General features: G+C 72.9%; 16 protein-coding genes and 1 pseudogene. 6 read left to right on the plus strand and 11 right to left on the minus strand.

Annotated elements, in window-relative coordinates:
* Positions 1–14: 14 nt before the first annotated feature.
* From Adu01nite_RS00765 to Adu01nite_RS00775, 3 genes are all read right to left on the minus strand, one after another.
* The gene (locus Adu01nite_RS00765) at positions 15–1,640 is read right to left on the minus strand and encodes a protein kinase domain-containing protein (RefSeq protein WP_203724222.1); all 1,626 of its coding nucleotides are present in this window, start codon (positions 1,638–1,640) and stop codon (positions 15–17) included.
* Between the two features lie 63 nt (positions 1,641–1,703).
* Positions 1,704–2,681: a sortase domain-containing protein gene (locus Adu01nite_RS47485; protein WP_239132023.1), complete on the minus strand. Its 978-nt coding sequence runs from the start codon at positions 2,679–2,681 to the stop codon at positions 1,704–1,706.
* Between the two features lie 12 nt (positions 2,682–2,693).
* Positions 2,694–3,545, minus strand: coding sequence for a DUF4397 domain-containing protein (locus Adu01nite_RS00775; protein ID WP_203724223.1), 852 nt, complete (start codon positions 3,543–3,545; stop codon positions 2,694–2,696).
* A gap of 211 nt (positions 3,546–3,756) precedes the next feature.
* Between Adu01nite_RS00775 and Adu01nite_RS00780 the strand changes: the two genes are divergently transcribed.
* A complete protein-coding gene (locus tag Adu01nite_RS00780) occupies positions 3,757–8,292 on the plus strand; it encodes an ATP-dependent helicase (RefSeq protein ID WP_438871059.1) in 4,536 nt (1,511 codons plus the stop codon).
* A gap of 39 nt (positions 8,293–8,331) precedes the next feature.
* Positions 8,332–8,832, plus strand: a complete 501-nt coding sequence (locus Adu01nite_RS00785; protein ID WP_203724225.1) for a GNAT family N-acetyltransferase — start codon at positions 8,332–8,334, stop codon at positions 8,830–8,832.
* Here Adu01nite_RS00785 and Adu01nite_RS00790 read toward each other — a convergent pair.
* Complete coding sequence (locus Adu01nite_RS00790; RefSeq protein ID WP_203724226.1) at positions 8,829–9,683, minus strand: hypothetical protein; 855 nt, start codon at positions 9,681–9,683, stop codon at positions 8,829–8,831. The genes Adu01nite_RS00785 and Adu01nite_RS00790 overlap by 4 nt on opposite strands.
* A 92-nt stretch (positions 9,684–9,775) precedes the next feature.
* Here Adu01nite_RS00790 and Adu01nite_RS00795 point away from each other — a divergent pair, with 92 nt between their 5' ends.
* Together Adu01nite_RS00795 and Adu01nite_RS00800 are read left to right on the plus strand one after the other, a co-directional pair.
* Positions 9,776–11,641: a LamG-like jellyroll fold domain-containing protein gene (locus Adu01nite_RS00795; protein WP_203724227.1), complete on the plus strand. Its 1,866-nt coding sequence runs from the start codon at positions 9,776–9,778 to the stop codon at positions 11,639–11,641.
* Between the two features lie 8 nt (positions 11,642–11,649).
* On the plus strand, positions 11,650–13,260 hold the full coding sequence (locus Adu01nite_RS00800) for a PHP domain-containing protein (RefSeq protein WP_203724228.1): 1,611 nt from the start codon (positions 11,650–11,652) through the stop codon (positions 13,258–13,260).
* A gap of 37 nt (positions 13,261–13,297) precedes the next feature.
* On the opposite strand, the gene Adu01nite_RS00805 is transcribed toward Adu01nite_RS00800, so the two are convergent.
* Entirely contained in the window at positions 13,298–14,212 is a 915-nt protein-coding gene (locus Adu01nite_RS00805; protein WP_203724229.1) for an LLM class F420-dependent oxidoreductase, read from the minus strand.
* A gap of 84 nt (positions 14,213–14,296) precedes the next feature.
* Here Adu01nite_RS00805 and Adu01nite_RS00810 point away from each other — a divergent pair, with 84 nt between their 5' ends.
* Positions 14,297–15,091 carry an SAM hydrolase/SAM-dependent halogenase family protein gene (locus tag Adu01nite_RS00810; protein WP_203724230.1) on the plus strand — a complete coding sequence of 265 codons (795 nt, stop codon included), beginning with the start codon at positions 14,297–14,299 and terminating at the stop codon, positions 15,089–15,091.
* A 75-nt stretch (positions 15,092–15,166) separates the two neighbouring features.
* A complete protein-coding gene (locus Adu01nite_RS00815; protein ID WP_203724231.1) occupies positions 15,167–15,964 on the plus strand; it encodes a DNA-formamidopyrimidine glycosylase family protein in 798 nt (265 codons plus the stop codon).
* Positions 15,965–15,967: 3 nt separating this feature from the next.
* Here the strand turns inward: Adu01nite_RS00815 and Adu01nite_RS47490 are convergent, their stop codons facing one another.
* The 6 genes and pseudogenes from Adu01nite_RS47490 to Adu01nite_RS00840 form a co-directional block, all read right to left on the minus strand.
* On the minus strand, positions 15,968–16,243 hold the full coding sequence (locus tag Adu01nite_RS47490) for a hypothetical protein (RefSeq protein ID WP_239132024.1): 276 nt from the start codon (positions 16,241–16,243) through the stop codon (positions 15,968–15,970).
* A 58-nt stretch (positions 16,244–16,301) separates the two neighbouring features.
* Positions 16,302–16,988, minus strand: a pseudogene (locus Adu01nite_RS48790) (LamG domain-containing protein); the annotation flags it as partial.
* A 61-nt stretch (positions 16,989–17,049) separates the two neighbouring features.
* Positions 17,050–17,814, minus strand: coding sequence for a phage shock envelope stress response protein PspM (gene pspM, locus Adu01nite_RS00825; protein WP_203724233.1), 765 nt, complete (start codon positions 17,812–17,814; stop codon positions 17,050–17,052).
* A gap of 31 nt (positions 17,815–17,845) precedes the next feature.
* A complete protein-coding gene (locus Adu01nite_RS00830; RefSeq protein ID WP_203724234.1) occupies positions 17,846–18,700 on the minus strand; it encodes a PspA/IM30 family protein in 855 nt (284 codons plus the stop codon).
* 256 nt (positions 18,701–18,956) lie between these two features.
* On the minus strand, positions 18,957–19,355 hold the full coding sequence (locus Adu01nite_RS00835; protein WP_203724235.1) for a helix-turn-helix domain-containing protein: 399 nt from the start codon (positions 19,353–19,355) through the stop codon (positions 18,957–18,959).
* 156 nt (positions 19,356–19,511) lie between these two features.
* On the minus strand, positions 19,512–20,003 hold the full coding sequence (locus tag Adu01nite_RS00840) for a CinA family protein (RefSeq protein ID WP_203724236.1): 492 nt from the start codon (positions 20,001–20,003) through the stop codon (positions 19,512–19,514).
* Between the last annotated feature and the right edge of the window lie 5 nt (positions 20,004–20,008).

A 20,008-nucleotide genomic window follows, 5' to 3' on the forward strand; every position in this document is an offset into this window, starting at 1 on the left:
GTGGTTCCTGTGAGCTAGCTGGGCCGATCGGCATAGAACGTGCTCACGACCATGTTGATCTTGGCGAGGTCGGTGGTCCAGTCAATCTCCTGGGTGGCCCAGCTCAGCGCGTACCCCTTGCCGTTGCTCGCGAACCAGCGGGTCCGCGCGTGCAGCTTTCCGCCGTCGCCGGCCGCGAACGTGTACTCCCAATCGGCCGCTTTGATCAGCAATGGCTTGGACTCGATCGAGATCTCGGTATAGCCGGGAAGGGCGCCGGCCTTGACGAGCCGGCTCGCTTCGGCGCGGCAGGCCACCACCGGATCGGCGGACGGATTACGCCCGGTGTCGAGACTGAGCACCCGTTGTCCGCCCGGCTCCCGGAAGCAGTACAGATTGCCGACCTTGCGGAATGTCCAGCCGTCCGGCACGGCCAGGTGGAAACCGGAACCGTCGGAGAAATACGACCAGCCGGCCAGCAGATCCCAGCCGCTGACCCCGCGGGCCGCATTCTTCTGCGGCATCCGAACGGTGCTGGAAATGGCCGCGGAACAGAGGGCCGGCGAAAAGCCGGCGACGACGAAGGTGGGCGAGGTCGACGGGGCGGAGGGCGAGGCGATCGGGACCTCGGTCCGCTGCACCATGTAACTGGCCACGATCCCGCCACCACCGAGAAGCGCCACCAGGGCCAGTCCCGCCGCCATGAGCATCGACCGAGGTCGCACCTCGGAAGGCGCGCGCGGCAGGGACGGCGGGGCGGAAGCGGGCGGGGCCGCCGGCGTACGCGACAGGGCGGCCGTCCCCCGCGCCTTGCGCGGCTCCGGCACGCTGCCCCGGCCGGGCGCCGCCGCGACCACCATCCGCAGCCGCCGCTCCACCTCGCTCGCGGTCAGCCGGGTGGCCGGATCATGCCGCAGCAGCCCGAGCAGGACCGGCGCGAGCAGCCCGGCCCGCTCCGGCGCATCCGGCGGCTCGGTGGCCAGCGACATCAGCGTCGCCATCGCGGTCGAGCGCTGGTAGGGCGACCGTCCCTCGACCGCCGCGTAGAGCGTCGCCCCCAGCGACCACATGTCGGATTCCACGGTGGATGCACCATCGCGCGCACGTTCGGGTGACACGTACTGCGGCGAGCCGACCACCAGGCCGGGCCCGGTCACCGATCCGTCGTCCACGAACGTGGCCAGGCCGAAATCGGTCAGCACGACCCGGCCGTCGGTCCCGATCAGCACGTTGTGCGGCTTCACGTCGCGGTGCAGCACGCCGGCCCGGTGCGCCGCGGTCAACGCGTCCAGCACGGCCAGCCCGATCCGCGCCGCGGCCACCGGCGAATACGGGCCGTCCTCCTGAATCACCTGGTGGAGCGAGCGGGACGGGACGTACTCCATGACGATCCAGGGCAGGTCCTCGGCGTGCACGACGTCGTAGACCCGGACCACGTGCGGGTGGTTGAGCCGGCCGGCGCTGCGCGCCTCGCGCAGTGTCCGGTCGCGCAGCCGGGCCTGCTCGTCATCGGTCATCCAGTCCGGCGGGACGAATTCCTTGATCGCCACGTCCCGGTCGAGCATCTCGTCGCGGGCCAGCCAGACCCGGCCCATCCCGCCGGAGCCGACCGCCTCGAGCAGGCGGTATCGACCGGCGATGAGCATGCGTTCGACCGCCATCCCGCCCCCACCCGTCGAGTCAGCTTCAGAATAAGCAGGCCAGGACGGCCGGCGGAACGCCGATCACCCGGCCACCGCGTAGACCACGAGATTGTCCTTGTACGACCGCAATTTGTGGTCGAACACGCCACCGCAGGTGATCAGGCGGAGCTGACGGTCCGGCGTCGGACCGTACACCTGCCCGGTGGGGAATGCCCTTTTCGGGTACCACGCCGTGCCGGTGACGACGAACCGCAACACCTTCCCGCCCCGCACCACCTCGATCCTGTCACCGACCGCCAGTTCGCGCAGCCGGTAGAAAATCGCCGGTCCCTCCTTCGAGTCGACATGCCCGGCCAGCACCGCCGGCCCGACGTCGCCGGGGGCGGTGCCGTCCGCATACCACCCCGCTCGGTCGAAGCGTTTCGGTGCCTGCAGCACGCCCTTCGCGACATGCAGCGTCTCCAGCGGCGAGTCCAGCCCGATCGCGCCGACCCGCACCCGGGTCGGCGCGCCGCTCACGGCCTCGGTCACCGTCCCGAAAGGATCACCCGCGGGCCGTCCGGCATTGCCCGCACGCTGGCTCGCCGGAGGCAGGTCCACCGGCAAGGATGCGGCCCATCGGCCGACATCGGGATCGATCGACTCGGCCTGCCCGGTCAGCGCGAGGTAGGTGGTTCCGGCCACGAACGCGGCCATCGCGGCGACTCCGGCGGGCAACGCGGCGCGGCGCGCGATGCGCCGCAGGCTTCCCTTTTTCCGTACGGGATTTCCGGGTCGCACGCCGAACCTGGCACTTCCGCTGCGACGCTCTCCAGGGTCGTCGCCGGGGGCCGGCGGCCGGATCGACGGTGGTTCGACGACCGTCGGCGGCACCGCGCGCTCGAACAGCACCCCCGGCCGGGGCAGGACCGGCGGCCACACCACGCGCCGGCGCGGCACGGACAGGGCACCCGGCACGACCGCCACCCCGCGGGCCGGATGCTCCTCCGGCCCTTCGAGGTGGGCGATCCCACGGGCGATCTCCGTCGGCATCTCACCGTCGCGTTCCTCGACCGTCACGGCGTACCCCCGTCAGGTGGCCCGGAGCCGGCGGCGCAGCACCATGACCAGCCCACCGCCGAAGATCGCGGCGAGCCCCGCGAGCAGCAGGGCCATCGGCACCCGGGAGCCGGACTGGCTGCCCCCGCCGCCGGTGGCCACGCCGCCCAGCGGCACCGCACCCTGGCGTTCCGCGTCGACGTGCAGTTCCGGTTTGAGCCCGCCGTCCTTGTCGTCGAGCACGATCAGCGAGTAGACGCTGCCGGCGCCGAGCGTGCAGGGCAGCACGCTGGTCCGGCCGCCGCCGGTCGGCACCACCTGCACGCTCCACTTCCCGGGGTTGAGCTCGCGATAGTCGGTGGTGGTGGCGAAGGCGACGCCCTCGGCGATCTTGTTGCCGTTCTGCCCGGCCACGTCGAGCACCGGCGCCTTGACCGACGCCTGGATGATCCGGATCTTCGACTTGCCGGCGTCGGGCAGCCGCAGGTCGTCCTGGAGCACGCGCAGCCCCAGGTCGGCGAAGCGACCGACGCCGGCCACCGTGTAGGCACCGCCGTCCGCCACGTCGACGTCGGTGGTGAGCACCGGCTTGGTGCTGGCCGCCGCGCCCGCCTTGCGCATGGCGACCTGGTAGTTGCCGGTGGGCAGCCGCAGGTAGGCCGACATGGCGCCGTAGGCGACGCCCTTGAAGGTCTGCGGCTTGACCGCGCCGGTGGTGGATTTGAGGTAGACGTCCACGGCCGGAGTGTCCGGAGACAGGTGAGCCAGGCGGACATAACCGTCGCCGGCCGCGCGGGCGGGCGACGCGAGGAGGATGCCGGCAGCGACCACGGCGAGGGCCGCGGCGGCGCTGCCGAGGCGCCGATGTGATGCGCGGATGAACACGGTGCCTCCTGTCGGTGGGGGCCTCAGTTGGCGGTTCGTCGCATGACGCGTTGTGTATATGCCTTCGGCATGTGACGGCACCATGGTCCGCCGTGTCAGGAAACTCCGCTGGACGGATGTCCGTCCCGTACCCACCTGACCGATAGACGGGTGTCGCTCGCTCCGGTTTTTGTCGTACCCCCGAGAGAGGATGGTTCTCGTGGAAGAAGCGATGGCGCAGTTCGGCGTGGCCACCCGGGAGTGGTTCACCGCCGCCTTCGCCGCGCCCACCGCCGCCCAGGCCGGCGCCTGGAAGGCCATCGGGGCCCGGCGCAACGCGCTGGTGGTGGCCCCGACCGGTTCCGGCAAGACGCTCGCCGCGTTCCTCTGGTCGCTCGACCGGCTGGCCCACGAGCCCCTCCCGGAGGATCCGAAGCGCCGCTGCCGGGTCCTCTACGTGAGCCCGCTCAAGGCCCTCGCGGTCGATGTCGAGCGCAACCTGCGGGCCCCGCTCACCGGCATCCGGCAGGCGTCCGGCCGGCTCGGCATCCCGCCGCCCGACATCACCGTCGGCATGCGCACCGGCGACACCCCGGCCGAGGAAAGGCGCCTGTTCGCCCGTACCCCGCCGGACATCCTGATCACCACCCCCGAATCGCTCTACCTGTTGCTCACCTCGGCCGCCCGGGATTCGCTGCGCGGCATCGAGACGGTGATCGTCGACGAGGTGCACGCGGTCGCGGCCACCAAGCGGGGCGCGCACCTGGCCCTCTCGCTCGAACGGCTGGACGCGCTGCTGGGCCGGCCGGCCCAGCGCATCGGCCTGTCCGCGACGGTCCGCCCGATCGACGAGACGGCCCGCTTCCTCGGCGGCGCGCACGACGTGGCGATCGTCCAGCCACCCAGCTCCAAGACCATCGAGGTGTCGGTCGAGGTCCCGGTGGAGGACATGACCCGCCTCGACGAGGTCCCTGATGCGGGCCTCGACGACCCGGACGGCAGCCGGCACGCCCCGTCGATCTGGCCGGCGGTCGAGGAGCGGGTGCTCGACCTCATCCAGGAGCACCGCTCGACGATCGTCTTCACCAACTCGCGGCGCGGCGCCGAGCGGCTCTGCGCCCGCATCAACGAGCTCGCCGCCGAGCGGGCCGGTGTCCCGCTGGAGCCGGTGACGAAGATGCCGGCCCAGGTGATGGCCCAGGCCGGGCAGTCCGGCGGCGCGCCGCCGGTGGTGGCCCGCGCCCACCACGGCAGCGTCTCCCGCGAGGAGCGCAAGCAGATCGAGGAGGCGCTGAAGTCGGGGCAGCTCCCGGCCGTGGTCGCCACCTCCAGCCTGGAGCTCGGCATCGACATGGGCGCGGTCGACCTGGTCGTGCAGATCGAGGCGCCGCCGTCGGTGGCGGCCGGCCTGCAGCGCGTCGGCCGGGCCGGGCACCAGGTCGGCGCCGTCTCCCGCGGCGTGGTCTTCCCGAAGCACCGCGGCGACCTGGTGTCCTGCGCGGTGGTGGCGTCCCGGATGGCCGAGGGCGCGATCGAGGAGCTCCGCTATCCGCGTAACCCGCTCGACGTGCTGGCCCAGCAGATCGTGGCGATGGTGGCGCTCGACGCCTGGCCGGTCGACGAGCTGGCCGCGCTGGTCCGGCGGGCCGCGCCGTTCGCCGAGCTGCCCGACTCGGCCCTGCACGCGGTGCTCGACATGCTCTCCGGCCGCTACCCGTCGACCGCGTTCGCCGAGCTGCGCCCGCGCCTGGTGTGGGACCGCGCGACCGACCAGCTCACCGGCCGCCCCGGCGCCCAGCGACTGGCCGTGACCAGCGGCGGCACCATCCCCGACCGGGGCATGTTCGGGGTCTTCCTGGCCGGCTCCGAGCGCGCGTCCCGGGTCGGCGAGCTCGACGAGGAGATGGTCTACGAGTCGCGGGTCGGCGACGTCTTCCTGCTCGGCTCGACCTCATGGCGGATCGAGGACATCACCCCCGACCGGGTGCTGGTCTCCCCCGCGCCCGGGGCACCGGCCCGGATGCCGTTCTGGAAGGGCGACTCGCTGGGCCGCCCGATCGAGCTGGGCCGGGCGATCGGCGCCCAGCTGCGGTCGCTGGCCCGGGCCGGCGACGAGAAGGCCACCGAGAAGCTACGGGCGAACGGCCTCGACGAATGGGCCGCCGACAACCTGGTCGCCTACCTCCGCGAGCAGCGCGAGGCCACCCGCCACCTGCCGGACGACCGGACGATCCTGGTCGAGCGGTTCCGCGACGAGCTGGGCGACTGGCGGATGACCGTGCACTGTGTCCTCGGCGCCCGGGTCAACGCGCCCTGGGCGCTGGCGATCGCCCGCCGGCTGGCCGAGCGCTACGGGGTGGACGGCCAGGTCATGCCGTCCGACGACGGCATCGTGGTCCGCCTGCCGGACACCGCCGAGGAGCCGCCCGGCGCCGACCTGGTGGCGTTCGACCCCGAGGAGATCGCCCAGCTGGTGGAGGAGTCGGTCGGCACGTCGGCGCTGTTCGCGTCCCGGTTCCGGGAGTGCGCGGCCCGCTCGCTGCTGCTGCCCCGCCGCGACCCACGCCGCCGGCAGCCGCTCTGGCAGCAGCGGCAGCGCTCGGCCCAGCTGCTCGACGTGGCCCGCGAGTTCGCCGACTTCCCGGTCACCCTGGAGGCGGCCCGCGAGTGCCTGCAGGACGTCTTCGACGTGCCCGGCCTGACCGGGCTGATGCGCGAGCTGGCCGGTCGCAAGGTGCGGCTGGTCGAGGTGGAGACGCCCCGGCCGTCGCCGTTCGCCCGGTCGCTGCTGTTCGGCTACGTGGGCGCGTTCCTCTACGAGGGCGACGCGCCGCTGGCCGAGCGCCGGGCGGCCGCGCTCGCCCTCGACTCGACACTGCTGGGCGAGCTGCTCGGCCGGGTCGACCTGCGCGAGCTGCTCGACCCGGCGGTGGTCGCCGAGACCGAGGCCCAGCTGCAGTGGCTGACCAGCCGGCGGCAGCCACGCGACGCGGAGGACGTCGCCGAGCTGCTGCGCCTGCTGGGCGACCTGTCCCCGGCCGAGCTGGCGGTGCGCGGCGTCGAGGAGGCGTGGCCGCGGGAGCTCGAGGCGACCCGCCGGGCGATCCAGGTCCGGATCGCCGGCGAAGAGCGCTGGATCGGCATCGACGACGCCGGCCGCTACCGGGACGCGCTCGGCGTGGCCCTGCCGGTCGGCCTGCCGGAGGCCTACCTGGAGCCGGTCACCGACCCGCTCGGCGACCTGGTGGCCCGCTACGCCCGCACACACGGGCCGTTCGCGGCGGCGACCTGCGCGGCCCGGTTCGGCCTCGGCGTGTTCGTGGTCGAGCAGGCCCTCAAGCGGCTCAGCGCGACCGGGCGGGTCGGCTCGGGCGAGTTCACCCCGGGCGGCGCCGGCACCGAGTGGTGCGACTCCGAGGTGCTGCGCATGCTGCGGCGCCGCTCGCTGGCCGCGCTCCGCCGCGAGATCGAGCCGGTGCCCCCGCGGGTGCTGGCCACGTTCCTGCCGCGCTGGCACCAGATCGGCGGCAACGCCCGCGGGCTCGACGCCCTGGCCGCCTCGCTCGAGCAGTTGCAGGGCATCGCGGTGCCGGCCTCGGCGTGGGAGCGGCTGGTGCTGCCGGCCCGGGTCGCCGACTACGCCCCGCCGCAGCTCGACGAGCTGTGCGCGGGCGGCGACGTGCTCTGGGCCGGGTCCGGCTCGATCGGCGCGAACGACGGCTGGGTCACCCTGGCCTGGGCCGACAGCGCGCCGCTGCTGCTGCCGCCGCCCGACGACGAGCTGGCCCTCACCCCGCTGCACCAGCGCATCCTGGAGACGCTCGGCGACGGTCAGGCGCTGTTCTTCCGCTCGCTCTCCGACCGGCTGGGCGCCACCGACGACACCGAGCTGTCCGCCGCTGTCTGGGACCTGGTGTGGGCCGGTCACCTCACCAACGACACCCTGGCCCCGGTGCGCGCCCTGCTCGGCGGCAGCGGCGCGCACCGGGCCAAGGCCGCGCCGGCCCGCACCCGCTACCGCCGGCCGGGCCGGCCGGGGCGGGCGACGATGCCCGCGCGCGGCGGCCCGCCGAACATGGCCGGCCGATGGTCCCGCCTGCCCGACCGCGACCTCGACCAGACCCGCCGGGCCGCGGCCCTGGCCGACCTGCTGCTGGAGCGGCACGGCGTGGTGACCCGCGGCGCCGTCATGGCCGAGGGCGTGACCGGCGGTTTCGCCGCCGTCTACCCGGTGCTGGGCGCGCTGGAGGAGCGCGGCGCGGCCCGTCGCGGCTACTTCGTCGAGGGCCTCGGCGCCGCCCAGTTCGCGGTTCCCGGTGCCGTCGACCGGCTGCGCGCCCTGGCCGACCCGGACGAGACGCCGCGCCGCACGATCAGCGCCGTGGTGCTGGCCTCGACCGACCCGGCCAACCCCTACGGCGCCGCGCTCGGCTGGCCCGACCGGGTGATCGACACCGGTGACGGCGAATCCACCACCAGGGCGGGCCATCGCCCCGGCCGCAAGGCCGGTGCCCTGGTCGTCCTGGTCGGCGGCGACCTGGTGCTCTACGTCGAGCGCGGCGGCCGCACCCTGCTGTCCTTCACCGACGACCCGGAGACCCTGATCGCGGCCGGCCGGGCGCTGGCCGACGCGGTCCGCTCCGGCGCTCTCGGCGCCATGTCGGTGGAGCGGGCCGACGGCGAGGCCGTGCATGCCACCCCGCTCAGCGAGGCCCTCACCACGGCCGGCTTCCGCCCCACCCCACGCGGCCTCCGCCTGCGCGGCTAGGGCCGGCCCTAACCCTCGGAAAACCGGAAAGCGAGCATCATGACGGACGTCGAGATCAGCAGGGTCGGCACCGAGGTGGTCGATCGGCTGGAGCCGCTCTGGCTGGCCCTGCACGAGCACCACCAGAAGGTCGCGCCGCCGGCCGCCTACCAGCCCCGGGAGCAGTCGTGGGCGGCCCGGCGCACCGCCTACCTGAGCTGGATGACGTCGCCCGACTCGTTCATCCTGATCGCCGAGCGGGAGCAGGAGCTCATCGGCTACGCCATGGTCCACGTCGGCGACGGCCCGGACGACACCTGGGTCACCGGCGACAAGATCGCCGAGCTGGAGACCATCTCGGTGGCCCCGGCGATGCGCGGTCAGGGCATCGGCACGCTGCTGCTCGACCGGGTCGACGCCGAGCTGGCCGCCGCGGGCATCGACGACCTGTTCATCGCCGCGCTGCAGGGAAACGACGCCGCCATCCGCCTCTACCAGCGACGAGGCCTGCGCCCGGTGATGATCCACCTGGCCCGCTTCGGCGCCGACGGCAAAGGCTAGGAGGCGCGCAGGCTCGCATTCAGCTCGCGGTAGGCGGAGAGCACGAGCTGGGTGTGTTCGGCCAGGTCGGCGGCGGGATCGGCGGCGGGCAGCGCGGGGTCCTGGTGCGCACTCAGCGAACGCTCGGCGGCCTGGATCGCCTCGCGCAGCTCGCGCTCGCGGATGAAGGTGCGGCCGGCCTCCTCGGCCCGGCGCAGGCTCGCCTCGCGGGCCGCCAGGTCGATCTCGACCGCGGACAGCGCCTCCTTGGTCGCCCGGATGTGCGCCTGCAGCTTCTCGGCGGTGCCGTCGACCGGGGACAGCCCGGCGAAGTCGGGCCTGGTCAACCCGGCCAGCACCCCGGTGAGCTCCTCGCGGCGCGCGAGCACCCCGGAGATCTCCCACAGCGCCTCGGCCAGCAACGTCTCCGCCTCCGGCACGTCGACCAGGTCACCGAGGGCGGGCCAGGTCTCGCTGATCCGGTCGGCGGTGGCGACGGCTCGGTCGAACGCGGTGCGTTCCGGCGCCGCGGTCAGTGTGCGGGCACCGGCGACCGAGGACGCATGCACCCGGCGCGCCCGGCGCCGGCGCACCGGCGGAACCAGCGCCCACAGCACGAGAAAGAGCAGGCCGCCCGCGAAGATGCCGATCTCGACCCCGAGGAAACGCATGGCGAACAGCGCCACCAGCACCGGCGGCAGGCCGACCGCGACGACCGCCGGCACCGAGCGGTCGGCCGGGGCAGGCTGTTCGGGGACGCGGATCTCGACGAGGGCGCTCCACCGGCGGCGCACCGGCCGCCCGTCCGGCACCCGCAGATTGGTCCGCGAGATCACCGTCGTGGTCCGGTCCCGTGCGACGTAGATCCCCATGATCTCGAAGGATAGGACAACACCACCGGTTGATCGTTCGCCGTTCTCCACGAGTTACGGGCGAGGTCGGCTGCACTGGCCATAGTGAGCCGATGCACGAGAACGGCGACCCCTGCCTCGCCCATGCCCTGTCGTCCGCGGCGAACTGCGCCGACCTGCACCAACACGGCGACATCGCGCCGCGGGCCAGCCGCCGCGGCCTGTTCCGGGCGGCGGGCCTGCTCGGCGCCGGCGCTCTGGTGAGCGGCGCCACGACCGCAACTCCGGCGGTCGCCTCGGCCGGCCGGCACGACCCGGATGGCCCGCGCTTCACGCTGGTGGTGATGCCGGACACGCAGTACCTCTTCGACGAGGACCGCGGTGACTCCCGGCCGCTCGACGCGTCGCTGCGCTGGATCCTGGACCACTCCGGCGACGAGAACATCGTCTTCCTGTCGCACCTCGGTGACCTGACCCAGAACGGGCTGGCCACCGAGTTCGCGGCGATCGGCAAGGCGTTCACGGTGCTCGACCGGGCCGGCGCGGCGTACAGCGTGCTGGCCGGCAACCACGACATCGCGTCGAACACCACCGACCAGCGCGGCGACAGCCCGTACCTGCGGACGTTCGGGCCGGGCCGGTTCGCCCGGTCGAAGAGCTACGCCGGGGCCGGCCCGGACGGCTACAACAGCGCGCACATCTTCACCGGGGGTGGCCGGCCGTGGCTGGTGCTGGCCCTGGACTGGCGGCCCTCGGCGGCCGGTCTGGCCTGGGCCCAGTCGGTGATCGACAAGCACCCGGCGCTGCCGGTGATCGTGACGACGCACGAGCTGGCGTTCGCCGACGACGGCGGCCAGGCGCACCTGTCCGACTTCGGCCGGCAGCTGTGGGACGACTTCATCGCCCGCAACGACCAGGTCTTCCTCACCCTGAACGGGCATTTCTGGCCGCCCGGGCGAACCGTGCTGAAGAACGACGCCGGGCACGACGTCCACGTGCACATCACCAACTACCAGGACCGCTACTACGGCGGCGGGGCGATGATCCGGCTCTACCGGTTCGACCTGGCCCGGCGCTGTGTCGACGTGGAGACCATCTCGCCGTACTTCCAGGGTCTGCCCGCCGCGAAGCGCAACGAACTCGCCGAGCTGGAGGTGGAGCTCACCGGCGACGCCAACCGCTTCAGCCTGGACCTGGACTTCCCGGCGCGATTTGCCGGATTTGCGCCGGTGAAGCCCCGCGACCCGCGGCCGGCGAGCAAGGTTCTGATCCCGGGCACGCTCGCCTACTGGCGGCTCGATGACCCCGCGGCGGTAAAAGACCTCTCCGGCAACGGCAACGACCTGGTCACCGCGTCCCTGGCCGGCACGGCGCCGCTGACCCGCTCCGACGAGCACCACCCGGATCAGCCGGCGCACGCGAGCCTGCGATTCACCGGCGGTCGCAACAAGGGCAGCTATCTCAGCACCAAGGATGGCGCGCCGCTCAACAAGCTCACCCTGGACCGCGGCTACACGATCGAGGCGTTCCTCAAGCTGCCGGCCGACTTCACCGACGGGCACGCCTGGTGCGGGGTGGTGACCCGGGCCGACACCGGCGCCGACGCGGGCAAGACCGGGGACGACCCGGCCGAGCCGTCGGCGACGCTCAACCTGTCGTCCGGCGCCGAACTGCAGTGGGCGGTGTTCCCGCGCAACCAGAACCGGATCGCCACGAACTGGAGTCATCTGCTCCCGCTGGACCGGTGGTGGCACGTCGCGGTGGTCAACGACGGCACGCACACCGTGATGTACGTGGACGGCTGCCCGGTGCTGCGCAACCCGTCCACCCCGGCGGTCGGCCTGGCCAACGCCGGCAAGCCCTGGCTGCTCGGTGCCTACCAGTACGCGAACGTCGTCGAGCAGACCTTCTACGGCTGGCTGGGCGATGTCCGGATCGTCGGCCGCGCGCTCCGCCCCGACCAGTTCCTGACCAGCTGAGGACGACGATGCTTCCCGAGTGGGCCGACCCCGCCGTACCCGAAGAGAAGTTGGATCCGCAAGGCGTCTCGCGCCGCGGCCTGTTGCGCACGGCCGGCCTGTTCGGCGGCCTCGCGGTAGCGGGCAGCGTGGCGATGCCGAGCCCGGCCGCCGCGCACGACCGCGACGACGATCCGCAACTGGCCTGGCTGGTCGGTGACCACCACGTGCACTCGGTCTACAGCCACGACGCCAAGTACACGTTCGCCCAGCAGGCGCGACGAGCCGCCCAGTTCGGCCCGGACTGGATGGTGTTCACCGAACACAGCAACGTCGGGCACGCGAACGCCGGCGGCGCACTGGCCGAGCACGCCGAGGTGCTGACGGCGCGGGCCGAGAACCCGCGCCTGCTGATCTTCCAGGGCCTGGAGTGGTACATCCCGGCCGCCGAGCACGCCACCGTCTTCACCGCGCCCGGCGACAGCGAGGCCGAAATCCTTCGGCAATTCGAGCTCGCGTACGACGGAAAGCTCCTCAACCGCACCACGGACACCCCGGAGAACCAGCAACTGGCGGTGGACGCGATCAGGTGGCTGGCCGCCCGCAAGCGCGCCGGCGACGTGCCGGACGTGCTGGTGCTCGCCAACCACCCGTCCCGGCTCGGCATCGACTCCCCCGCCGAGGTGCGCGGCTGGCGGGACGCCGACCCGAGCATCGTGATCGGCATGGAGGGCGCACCCGGCGCCCAGGGTGCGGCACTGCCCGGCTGGCGCGGCGCCACGTCGATCCGCGGCGAGTACGAGAACAAGCCGTCCACCTCGTCGTGGACCGGCTTCCCGGCCGAGTCGTACGTGACGCACGGCGGCTTCGACTGGATGACCGCGACGGTCGGCGGCATGTGGGACGCGATGCTGGCCGAGGGCAAGCTGTTCTCGATCACCACGAACTCGGACAACCACCGGACCGTCCACGACACCTGGCGCAACGGCGACTGGCCGGCCGGGCAGAACTTCGACAACACCGGCAAGCTGCCCGACCCGGTCGACACCGGCACCCCGCAGCCGGGCAGCGACTTCTGGCCCGGCCAGTTCAGCCGCACCCACGTCGGCGTCACCGGCTACGGCTACCGGCAGCTGATGGCCGGCCTGCGGGCCGGGCGGGTCTGGGTCGACCACGGCCAGCTGCTCGACGGCATCGACGTGCGCCTGAACGGCGTGACGCTGGGCGGCCGCCTGACGGTACGCCGCGGGCAGCGCCTCACCCTCGAGGTCACCGTCACCACGGCATCGCGTCCGAACTACCACGGTGAGCTGCCGAAACTCGCGCACGTCGACGTGATCCGCGGAGCCGTCCGCGGCCCGGCGAGGGACCGGACCGACTGGCGCGCGCCGGCCACCCGGGTCGCCCGCAGCATCGACGTGCACGGTCGCACCGGCACCTACACGCTGCGCATCCCGATCGACCCGATCACCGAGCCGGCCTACCTGCGGCTGCGCGGCAGCGACGGCCGCCGCAACGGCCCCGGCCCGCTCGGCGCCCAGATCGACCCGCGCGGCCCGATCCCGCACGAGCCCGGCAACGGCGACCCGTGGCTGGACACCTGGTTCTACACCAACCCGATCTTCATCGACGTCCGGTGAGTCAGGGCGGGCGGCCACGGGCCGCCCGCCCCGCACATCACGCCAACTGGGCCGCAAGCTCCACGTGGTCCAGGTCGGACAGGTCGAGGACCTGCAGGAAGAGGCGGGTCGCGCCGGCCTCGGCGTACCGCTGAATGGTTGCCTTCGCCTCACTCAGCGTGCCCACCACGCCGCCGTTCTCGCGCATCTCGTCGGCCTCGCGGCCGATCGCCGCGGCCCGCCGGCGCACCTCGGCGTCGTCGCGGCCCACGCAGAGCACCGCGGCCGCGGAGAACGTCGGCAGCTCGGTGCGGCCGATCGCGGCGCTGGCCTGACGCACCCGCTCGTACGTCGGTGCGATGTCCTCGATCTTGGCGAACGGGACGTTGAACTCGTCGGCGAAGCGGGCCGCGAGGGCGGGGGTGCGCTTCTTGCCGTGCCCGCCGATGATCACCGGCGGCCGCGGCGACTGCACCGGCTTCGGCAGCGCCGGCGAGTCGGTCAGCTGGTAGTGCTTGCCCTGGAAGTCGAAGGACTTCCCGGCCGGGGTGGCCCACAGGCCGGTGACGATCTCCAGCTGCTCCTCGAGGCGGTCGAAGCGCTCGCCGACCGGCGGGAACGGGATGCCGTACGCGGTGTGCTCGCCCTCGAACCAGCCGCCACCCAGGCCGAACTCGACCCGGCCGCCGCTCATCTCGTCGACCTGCGCGACCGCGATGGCCAGCGGGCCGGGCAGCCGGAACGTGGCCGACGTCACCAGCGTGCCGAGCCGGATCCGGGACGTCTGCACGGCGAGGGCGCCGAGCGTCACCCAGGCGTCGGTCGGGCCCGGCTCGCCGGAACCACCCATCGCCAGGTAGTGGTCGGAGCGGAAGAACCCATCGAAACCGGCCGATTCGGCGGTTTGCGCGACCCGGAGCAGGTCGTTGTGGGCGGCCCCCTGCTGGGGCTCGGTGAAGATCACAAGACGCATGGGTCCAACCTGCCAGATGTCCGTCGGCGCGCCCTGTCGGGCTGGTCACACACGAAGAGTGGCGGGGCAGTAACGTTTTCCACCATGGCCGGATATGGATGGATCAGCCTCACCACCGATTACGGAACGTTCGACGGTTTCGTCGCGGCGTGCCACGGGACGATCGCGCGCCTCGCCCCCGACGTACGGGTCATCGACGTGACCCACCACGTGCCGCCGGCCGACGTGCCGCGCGGCGCCGCCGTCCTCGCCCAGACGGCGCCGTTCCTCCCGCCCTCGGTGCACGTGGCGGTGGTCGACCCGGGCGTCGGCACGGCCCGCCGCGCGGTGGTGCTCGGCACGCCGAACGGCCTGCTGGTCGGCCCGGACAACGGGGTGCTGATCTGGGCGGCCGAGGCGCTCGGCGGCATCGAGACGGCGTACGAGCTGGCCAACAAGGACTGGATGCTGGGCGAGGTGTCCCGCACCTTCCACGGCCGCGACGTGTTCGCCCCGGCCGGCGCCCACCTGGCGCTCGGCGCCCCGCCGTCCGAGGCGGGCCCGCGGGTCGACCCGGCCACCCTGGTCCGCCTGCCCGACCCGGTGGTGACGGTCGGCGACGGCTGGATCGAGTCCGAGGTCATCACGGTCGACCGGTTCGGCAACGTGCAGCTCGCCGCGGGCGGCGAGGTGCTGGCCGGGCTGAGCACCGAGCTGCTGGTCAACGGCGCGGTCCGGGCCCACCGGGGCAGCACGTTCGCCGAGGTCGGCCCGGGCGACCTGCTGGTCTACGAGGATTCGGCCGGCCACGTGGCGATCGCCGTCAACAACGGCCGGGCGGTGGTCGTCCTCTCGGTCCGCCCCGGCGACCTGATCAAGATCGCCCAGCGGGATTCCTGATCATGCTCTCGCGACGGGCCGGCACCGCCGCCAGTGCCGACGCCGGCGCCGCCCCGGCCGCGAGATGATGGACGTATGCCCGAAGGTGACACCGTCTGGAACACGGCCCGTGTCCTCGAGAAGGCCCTGACCGGCGACTTCCTCACCGGCAGCGACTTCCGGGTGCCCCGGCTGGCCACCGCCGACGTCAGCGGCTGGACGGTGGCCGAGTCGGCGAGCCGGGGCAAGCACCTGCTGCTGCGCCTGACCCGGGCCGGCCAGGAGCCGCTCACCCTGCACTCGCACCTGCGGATGGACGGCGCCTGGCGGGCGTATGCCCCGGGCGAGCGCTGGACCGGCCGGCCGGCCCACCTGATCCGGGTGGTGCTGCGTACGGCCCGCTCGGTGGCGGTCGGCTACCACCTGCACGACGTCGCGCTGCTGCCGACCGCCGCCGAGGAAACCCTGGTCGGCCATCTCGGCCCGGACCTGCTCGGCGACGACTGGGATCCGGCCGAGGCGGTCCGCCGGATCGCCGCGAAACCGGCCGCGAGCATCGCCGAGGCGCTGCTCGACCAGCGCAACCTCGCCGGGGTCGGCAACCTCTACAAGGCCGAGACGATGTTCCTTCGTGGACTGTGGCCGTGGACCCCGATCGAGAAGATCCCCGACCTGCGGGCCACCGTCGAGCTGGCGCAGAAGCTGGTCGCCTCCAACCGGGGCCGCTGGACGCAGACCACGACCGGTTCGCTGCGCCGTGGCGAGACGAACTACGTCTACGGCCGCCGGGCCCAGCCGTGCCGTCGCTGCGGCTCCGCGATCCGCAAGGCCGACCAGGACGAACGCGTCACCTACTGGTGCCCGCGCTGCCAGCCCCGCCCGGACGACCTCTAGGCGCTAGATCACCCGGGCGGCGGCGATCGGGCGGTCGGCGACGGTGTACGTCTTGGCCGCGCCGCTGTTGACGCTCCAGCGGTAGCGGGAGAACAGCCCGGTCGTGTCCGCGGCGTAGAACATCATGTGCCCGATGCCGGCCCCGGTGAAGTTGCCGGTTGCGCCGACCATCCGGGTGTCCGGATAGCCGGCATACGACGCAAGCCCCCACTGGCCGTGCGGGTCGGAGGTGCAGTCGAGGATCTCGACCGCGTACTGCGTCTCGCCGGCGAAACTCATCGACCCGGTGTAGAGAGCCCCTCCACCGGTTGACCGCGCCGCCCTGCCAGGTCGCCTGCCCGATCTGCAGGCTGCGGCCGGCGGCCCAGCCGGGCAGCGCCTCCTCGGCCCCCTCCAGCACGCCGTTCACGTAGAGCGCGATGGTGGCGCCGTCGCTGACCCCGGCGAGGTGCACCCAGGTGTCCAGCGCCGCGGCCGTGGTGCCGGCCGCACTCCGCTTCTGGCTCTCGTCGGCGCTGCGCACCTTGAAGGCCCAGCCGAGCGCCGGATCGAACTGCAACAGGAACCGGCTGGTGGTGGCCGAGTCCTGGCTCACCGCGGTGTACATGGTGGACAGTCCGGCGGCGGTGTCGAGCCGGACCCACGCCGACACGGTGAACGGCGCCGTGGTGTCGAGGACCGCGGCGGTGCTCGCGTAACCGCCGGTCAGGCTGAGCTCCCCACCGGCCCGCAGCGTCGTCCAGGCGGCGCTCCCGCCGAGGGTGACCGGGTGGCCGCCGCCGGAATGGTCGGCGCCGTCCCCGCCGAGCGGCCACAGCCCGGCCAGACCGTCGGTGAGCCGCCCGGCAGCCAGGAGTCGTTGGTACTGCACCATCTGCTCGGCCTCGAGCAGATGCGGCGCGCTGAGCGCGGTGAACGGCCGGTCCAGCGGCTGTGCCGCGTCGGCCGCGGTGGAATCGGTCAGGACACCGGCTCCGGCGGCGGCCGCGGCGCCGCCGAGCAGGCGTCGTCGAGTAAGGCGCATGATGTTCCCCCGTGTACGTCGATCGATGCGTCGCACGGGAGTCTGCCAAACCGGATCGACTCTAGGAGGTGGTCGCGGACGGCCGTTTCAGCTCGGCCAGGCCCTCGGCGAGGCCGCGCAGCCGGTCGGTGGCATCGACCAGCCCGTTGAACGCCGGGTGGGTGCCCTCGGTGACCGGGTGACCGTCCTCGGCCACGTAGCCGGCGGCCGCGGCGACGAGCCGCTCGTAGGCGTCGACGCCGGTGGTGAACTGCTCGGCCAGGCTCGCGTGCGACTGCTCGATCACGGCCTTCTTGTCGGCCGGGGTGAGCGGGATGGCCCGCTCGACGCTCGCCACCCGCTGGCCCAGGTCGCGCAGCCACTGCTCGGCCACCGCCGCCTCGAGGACGGCGGCCTCGCCGGGGCCGGTGAGCCGGCCGGCCAGCGAGACCAGGGTGGCCGACGCGCGGTCCAGCCGGTCCCAGCCGCGGGTGATCGCCGAGCCGCGCAACGCGTAGCGGTCCTTCTGCCGGCGCACCTCGTTGAGCACGCTGCGGCCGGCCGGGAACCGCTCGATCGCGGCGGCCAGCCGCTGACCGGCCAGCGCCGGGTCGGGCGCCGGCGGTGCCGGGAGGGCCGCCAGCGCACGGTGATCGCTCCACCGCCACCAGGCGAGGGCGACCGACGAACCGGCCGCACCCGCCCAGATCGCGTCGACCGCGCCGATGCCGGAATAGGGAACGAGGACGGCGGCGGCCGCGGTCAGGCCCCCACCCAGCACGCTCCACCGCCGCGCCGAACCGCGCAGCCGCTTGAGCCGCCGGAAATACCTGGTCCGCTCGTCCACCGTCGTCCTCCCCGTCCGCTATCGCAAGGCGTCAGCCTGCCGCGCTGGTGTCGCCCCGCTTCTGGTTCATGCTGGCCCGGATCTCGTCGAGCCGGGCGACGCTCGCCGGGTCGGAGGCCGGGGCCTGCTCGACGGCGGGCTGGGCCGGCGCGGCACCGAGCTTCTCGCCGGCCATGCTGGCCCGGATCTGCTCGAGCCGGGACGAGCCGGCCAGGTCGAGGCTCGACTTCTGCACCTCGAGCATGCGGCCCTCGACCGAGTTGGACGCGAGCTCGGCCCGGCCCATCGCATTGGCGTAGCGCTGCTCGATCTTGTCGCGGACCTCGTCGAGCGACGGCGTGTTGCCGGGCGCGGCGAGCGACGACATCGACTCGAGCGACTTGGCCACGGTCTCCTGCATCTTGGCCTGCTCGAGCTGGCTGAGCAGGCGGGAGCGCTCGGCGATGCGCTGCTGCAGCACCATCGCGTTGTTCTCCACCGCCTTGCGCGCCTGGCCGGCCGCACCGAGCGCCTGGTCGTGGAGGGTCTTCAGATCCTCCATCGACTGCTCGCCCGAGACCAGCTGGGTGGCGAGCGTCTGCGCGGTCGACTCGTACTTCTGCGCCTCGGACTCGTTGCCGTCGGAGCGGGCCTTGTCGGCGAGGACGAGAGCCTGGCGGGCCATGCCCTGCAGCTTCTCGACCTCGGACATCTGGCGGGACAGCTTCATCTCCAGCTGACGCTGGTTGCCGATCACCGCCGCCGCCTGTTGCACGAGTGCCTGATGCTGCCTCTGTGCGTCCTCGATGGCCTGCTGAATCTGCACCTTCGGATCGGCGTACTCGTCGATCTTCGCGCCGAAGAGCGCCATCATGTAACGCCAGCCCTTGACGAACGGGTTCGCCATCTCCCGGTATCCCCTCAATGTCGCTCAGTCTTCGGCGCCACCGACCCAGAACGAGGAGCTGTCCCACGATGGCGCGTGCATCCCATCGTGTCAGCTCGGCGCCACCGGCGTCACGTGACCTCGGGGGGATCTCAGGGTCTCCCCCACGCCACGAGGTTACGCCGCGCCGGACCTCAGGGTCGATCCCGCAATGACATGAGAAAAGGGGCCGGTCCGCCCGAACGGCGACCGGCCCCGCAGTTTCGATATAGGCGGCCTAAGCGGCGTACACAACCTCGCGCGGCTTCCGCGTGGCGTGCAGCGTCGCCTTGAGCGGCGAATCCTGGCGCACCGACACGGCAACGTCGCTCTCTCGGGCGACCTTGCGCAGCGCATCGTCAGCGGTCTTCTCGTCGACCGGCACCAGAACGCCGTCCATCTCCTCGGCGAGCGACAGCGTGTCGCTGACCTCACCCAGAAGCTCGGACAGGCGGGCGCCGAGCGCTTCGCAGATCGCGGCGAGGAGTTCGCTGGACGCTTCCTTCTGGCCGCGCTCGATCTCGGACAGATAGCCCAGGCTGACATTCGCGGCGGTGGACACCTCGCGCAGCGTGCGGTGCTGTCCCTGTCGGCGCGCCCGAAGTGCGTCGCCGATAACCCGGCGTAGCAGGACCATGGCACCTCCTCCTGCGGCGGGCCGCCGGCACACGCCGGAGGCTTCCCGCAACCGTACCCGTTGCCGGCGACGCCGACATCCCGCCCCGCCGAATTCCGGGACCCACCGGGGCAGGCCATCGGTCCAACAACCTAGATCATTACGACATTCCGCAGCTCAGGCCGCCTGCGACCGCTCTTGCAGTTTCTCTGAGAGCAGACTGAGGACGGCGGTCACACTTTTGGTTCGGATGACCGTGCGATTGCCGGCGAGTTTCAGTTCCCGCACGTCAGTGCCGTGCGGGCCGGCCACCGCCACATAGACCAGGCCGACCGGCTTGCCGTCCTGCGGGTCCGGACCGGCCACCCCGGTCGTGGCGATGCCCCAGTCGGCGCCGCAGCGCTCGCGCGCGCCGGTCGCCAGCGCCTTCGCCACGTCCGGATCGACCGGGCCGCGCTCGGCGAGCAGCGTCGCCGGCACCCCGGCCAGCACCGCCTTGAGCTCGGTCGCGTAGACCACCAGGCCGCCCCGGAAAACCGCGCTCACCCCGGGGATCTCGACGAGCGTGGCGGCCACCAGGCCGCCGGTCAGCGACTCGGCGGTGGCCAGGGTCTCCCGGCGCTCGATCAATCGGGCTACCGCATCGACGGCGGCGACACTCGGCTCCACGGGCC

The organism is Paractinoplanes durhamensis (assembly GCF_016862175.1).
Taxonomy (GTDB): domain Bacteria; phylum Actinomycetota; class Actinomycetes; order Mycobacteriales; family Micromonosporaceae; genus Actinoplanes; species Actinoplanes durhamensis.